Genomic DNA, 3,604 nt, shown 5'->3' on the forward strand with positions numbered 1-3,604 from the left:
AATAAAAATCTATCTACAAATACAGCACCACTTTCTTTGTCAACTTCGTATTTAATAGAACTTCCTTGTGGAATTTCAATTACTACGTAGATATCTTCAGGAGGGTTTTTACCTGCTGGAATTTTTGATAAGTCCATATTTCAACCTCGTCTTTTTATTTTAAATTATAACAAAATTATTATATGACTGGGATTTATAAGGTAAGAAATGGCTCCGGAGGAGGGATTCGAACCCCCGACCCGGCGGTTAACAGCCGCCTGCTCTGCCTGCTGAGCTACTCCGGAACATCACAAACGTGAATAATAATATATCTTAATACTTCGTGATTGTCAAGCGGTTGTATAAAATTTCATGACTTAAACTTAATATTTATATAGTACAGATAAAACTCAAATTAGGGAAAATCAAGGCTGTAGAGTTGACCCTGCTTTGTACCCCATATAGTTCAGATAAAACTTGAAAAAATCAAATAGTGTTTTTAATTCTTATAAATCAACTTTGTACCCCATATAGTTCAGATAAAACGCACAGTACATAATAACATTAGAATATTAGAAAATCATAACTTTGTACCCCATATAGTTCAGATAAAACTTAATACAGAATGCCATTTTTTATAATAAACTTGCTTTGTACCCCATATAGTTCAGATAAAACTCCTAACTCATTGTGAATATAAAGATATGTTTGTAATCTCTTTGTACCCCATATAGTTCAGATAAAACTTGTTTTCTTTAATAATATTGGACACTTGTTGAACAAACTTTGTACCCCATATAGTTCAGATAAAACGGGACTGGTGGACTAGAAAATACAAATCGTACACAGACTTTGTACCCCATATAGTTCAGATAAAACAAAGTAAAAATCTAAAATATTTTAATTTTTCAAAGTACTTTGTACCCCATATAGTTCAGATAAAACAAAAGCAGCAGAGTTTTTCCTAAATCAAATAGAAAAACTTTGTACCCCATATAGTTCAGATAAAACAGGAGTTCCATCTTCTTCAACTAGTTCTACAAATTCACTTTGTACCCCATATAGTTCAGATAAAACTTCTATAATTTGTTCATACTTTTGATATTTTTTATTTCTTTGTACCCCATATAGTTCAGATAAAACCCGTTAATTAAATGTAATAAAAAAAATTCATGTTGGCAAGTATTTTCAAGCACTAAAAAAGATTAAAAAAATTTTAAAAATCCTCTCTGGAGAAGGTAGTTTGCATTAAGCCTCCATTAATGCAAATATATTTTCTGTTATATTCTCGCCGAAGCTCATAAAAAGCCATTTTACACAGAAATATATTTTTCATTAAAAATGCAAAACTTAATGATAACTGTTATTAATAATAGCCCTTCTCCATTAAAATACTAAACATGGGGTATCCTTATTCTTTTTCCAAATAGCCTCATAATTATTATACAAAATCAAATGATATTTTAAAAATTTTTTTAGTCAATTTCTATTCAGCGTTTCATCTATCCAGTTTAAGTAATCTTCAGAGCCTACTATTATAGGTATTGCTATTATTTCTGGGACAGTATAAGGGTGATTTTCTTTAACTTTTTTTTCTAATTCTTCAAATTTGTCTTTTCTTGTTTTTATTATCAATAAATATTCATCATCATTTTCTATATTTCCCTGCCAGAAATATATTGAGTTTACTTTTCCTGTAATATTTACACAGGCTGCAAGTTTTTCTTCTACTAAAATTTTAGCTATATTTTCGCCTACTTCAATTTCCGGTACAGTTATAAAAACCACTATATAATCCATACAAACAGCCTCCTTACGGGTAGATTTCTGTACCTACTCCTTTTGATGTAAATATTTCAAGTAAAACAACATGGGGAAGTCTTCCATCTAAAATATGAGCCTTTTTAACACCTTCATCTAAAGCTTTAATACAGGCTTTTATTTTAGGAATCATTCCACCTGTAATTGTTCCATCTTCAATAAGTTTTAGAGCATCATTCTTGTTTAAAGAAGATATTACATTTCCTTCTTTATCTTTTAGACCTTCTATATCTGTTAAAAATATAGCTTTCTCAGCTTTTAATGCTCCAGCAACTGCAGAAGCCACAAAGTCTGCGTTTATATTGTAAGCATTTCCTTCATTGTCAAAACCTATTGGAGCAATAACAGGTATGTAAAAATCCTCTTCTAAATGTTTTAAAATTTGAGTATCAACATATTCCACTTCTCCAACGTGCCCTAAATCAAGCATTTCCGTTGGTATAAATTCTCCAATTTCTTTAAAATATTCTTCAATATCAAGTTTTTTAGCTTTTAATAAACTACCATCTTTTCCAGTAAGACCTACAGCTCTAATATGACCACCTGCATACTTATTTATAAGCATTACAATATTTTTATTAACAAGACCTCCAAGAACCATTTCAACAACGTCCATTGTTTCTTTGGGAGTTATTCTTAGTCCGCCGATAAACTTAGATTCAAGTCCCATCTTTTTTAAATATTCACCTATTTGGGGACCTCCGCCGTGAACAATTACAGGATTAATTCCAATATACTTGAGCATTAATATGTCCTGCGCAAAAGCTGTTTTTAAGTCAGCCTTTGCCATAGCATTTCCGCCGTACTTAATTACGAAGGTTTTGCCTCTAAATTTTGTTATAAAGGGAAGTGCTTCCATTAAAATGTTAGCTTTTTCAAGTACTTTTTCCATCTAACTGACTCCTGTATTCGTCTATAAACTCCTTTAAAAACTCATAAACTTCTTTAGTTAAAGGCATATCTACCCAATAGCTACCATCTTCATGCTCTATATGTATAAATCTTCCTGACGGTGTTTGTCCTGGCGGCGTTTGTCCAAATTTAAACTCTGTAAGTCCTCTTGAAAAGTACCACTCAATATTTTCAGTGGGAGTTTTCATAAAAATCGTAAACCCACCTTTTCTTTTTGCTATTTTGTATATTTCAACAGGTGCTTTATTTACAATGTCTTCTTCCATCCATTCATCTGACAGCACGTCAACAGCTACACCTTTTAACTTTACTTCTAACTCTTCCCAGCTCATAAATCCTCCTCAAGCCATTTTTTTATTGATGAGTTTCCAACTTTATAATTTTTCTCATTCCATCCTTCAATTTCTATAAATTTTCTCACTATATCTTTTTTCCTCTGGGCTTCATACTTCCTTGTAAATCTAACTTCATAAAATTCTACAATAAGATTTACAGTTTCTTTTTTAAAATTTAAAAAGTCATAAATATCTTTTAAAAAGTTTAAGGCTTTTCTGTGTGATAGTATTATTTTACATGTATTTTTTGATTTTCGTATACTTCCGCCGTATAGTTTTTTTAGTTCTTCAAGGATTTGTACATTGGAAGTTTTTATTATTACTACAGGATAAACAGAGTTTTTTGTCCTGACATCTTTTTTAAAAGTTATATACCCGCAAGATTCAAAAATACCGGCGATGTATGACTTATCCATTTAAAGCTTTTCTATTTCCTTTAAAAGCTCATCAACCATTTGATTTTCTGAAACTCTTTTTAAAGGCTGTCCGTTTTTAAATAAAATTGCAGATTTATTACCGCAGGCAAGTCCTATATCTGCCTCTTTTGCCTCACCTAT

General features: G+C 31.0%; 6 protein-coding genes, 1 tRNA gene and 1 CRISPR repeat array. All 7 genes read right to left on the reverse strand.

The window, feature by feature from the left end; translation table 11 throughout:
* Nucleotides 1-137 (reverse strand): inorganic diphosphatase (locus HG1285_RS05335; protein WP_008288421.1); only part of this gene is annotated, 137 nt, incomplete at its 3' end.
* Between the two features lie 71 nt (nt 138-208).
* Nucleotides 209-284: transfer RNA gene (locus HG1285_RS05330), tRNA-Asn, on the reverse strand.
* Nucleotides 285-360: 76 nt separating this feature from the next.
* Nucleotides 361-1,122: direct repeats of the CRISPR family, unit length 29 nt; unit sequence CTTTGTACCCCATATAGTTCAGATAAAAC.
* A gap of 336 nt (nt 1,123-1,458) precedes the next feature.
* Nucleotides 1,459-1,779, reverse strand: a complete 321-nt coding sequence (gene cutA, locus HG1285_RS05325) for a divalent-cation tolerance protein CutA (protein ID WP_008288422.1) — start codon at nt 1,777-1,779, stop codon at nt 1,459-1,461.
* 13 nt (nt 1,780-1,792) lie between these two features.
* Nucleotides 1,793-2,692, reverse strand: coding sequence for an acetylglutamate kinase (gene argB, locus HG1285_RS05320; RefSeq protein ID WP_008288423.1), 900 nt, complete (start codon nt 2,690-2,692; stop codon nt 1,793-1,795).
* Complete coding sequence (locus tag HG1285_RS05315) at nt 2,676-3,044, reverse strand: hypothetical protein (RefSeq protein WP_008288424.1); 369 nt, start codon at nt 3,042-3,044, stop codon at nt 2,676-2,678. Before HG1285_RS05315 ends, argB begins: the two co-directional genes overlap by 17 nt.
* Entirely contained in the window at nt 3,041-3,463 is a 423-nt protein-coding gene (locus HG1285_RS05310; protein WP_008288425.1) for a hypothetical protein, read from the reverse strand. Before HG1285_RS05310 ends, HG1285_RS05315 begins: the two co-directional genes overlap by 4 nt.
* Nucleotides 3,464-3,604 (reverse strand): flavodoxin-dependent (E)-4-hydroxy-3-methylbut-2-enyl-diphosphate synthase (locus HG1285_RS20510; RefSeq protein WP_008288426.1); only part of this gene is annotated, 141 nt, incomplete at its 5' end.

The organism is Hydrogenivirga sp. 128-5-R1-1 (genome assembly GCF_000171895.1).

Bases quoted from the DNA above. Each gene is read 5' to 3' on its own strand.
- argB (WP_008288423.1), bottom strand. From the start codon at position 2,692: ATGGAAAAAGTACTTGAAAAAGCTAACATTTTAATGGAAGCACTTCCC.
- HG1285_RS05310 (WP_008288425.1), bottom strand. From the start codon at position 3,463: ATGGATAAGTCATACATCGCCGGTATTTTTGAATCTTGCGGGTATATA.
- cutA (WP_008288422.1), bottom strand. From the start codon at position 1,779: ATGGATTATATAGTGGTTTTTATAACTGTACCGGAAATTGAAGTAGGC.
- HG1285_RS05315 (WP_008288424.1), bottom strand. From the start codon at position 3,044: ATGAGCTGGGAAGAGTTAGAAGTAAAGTTAAAAGGTGTAGCTGTTGAC.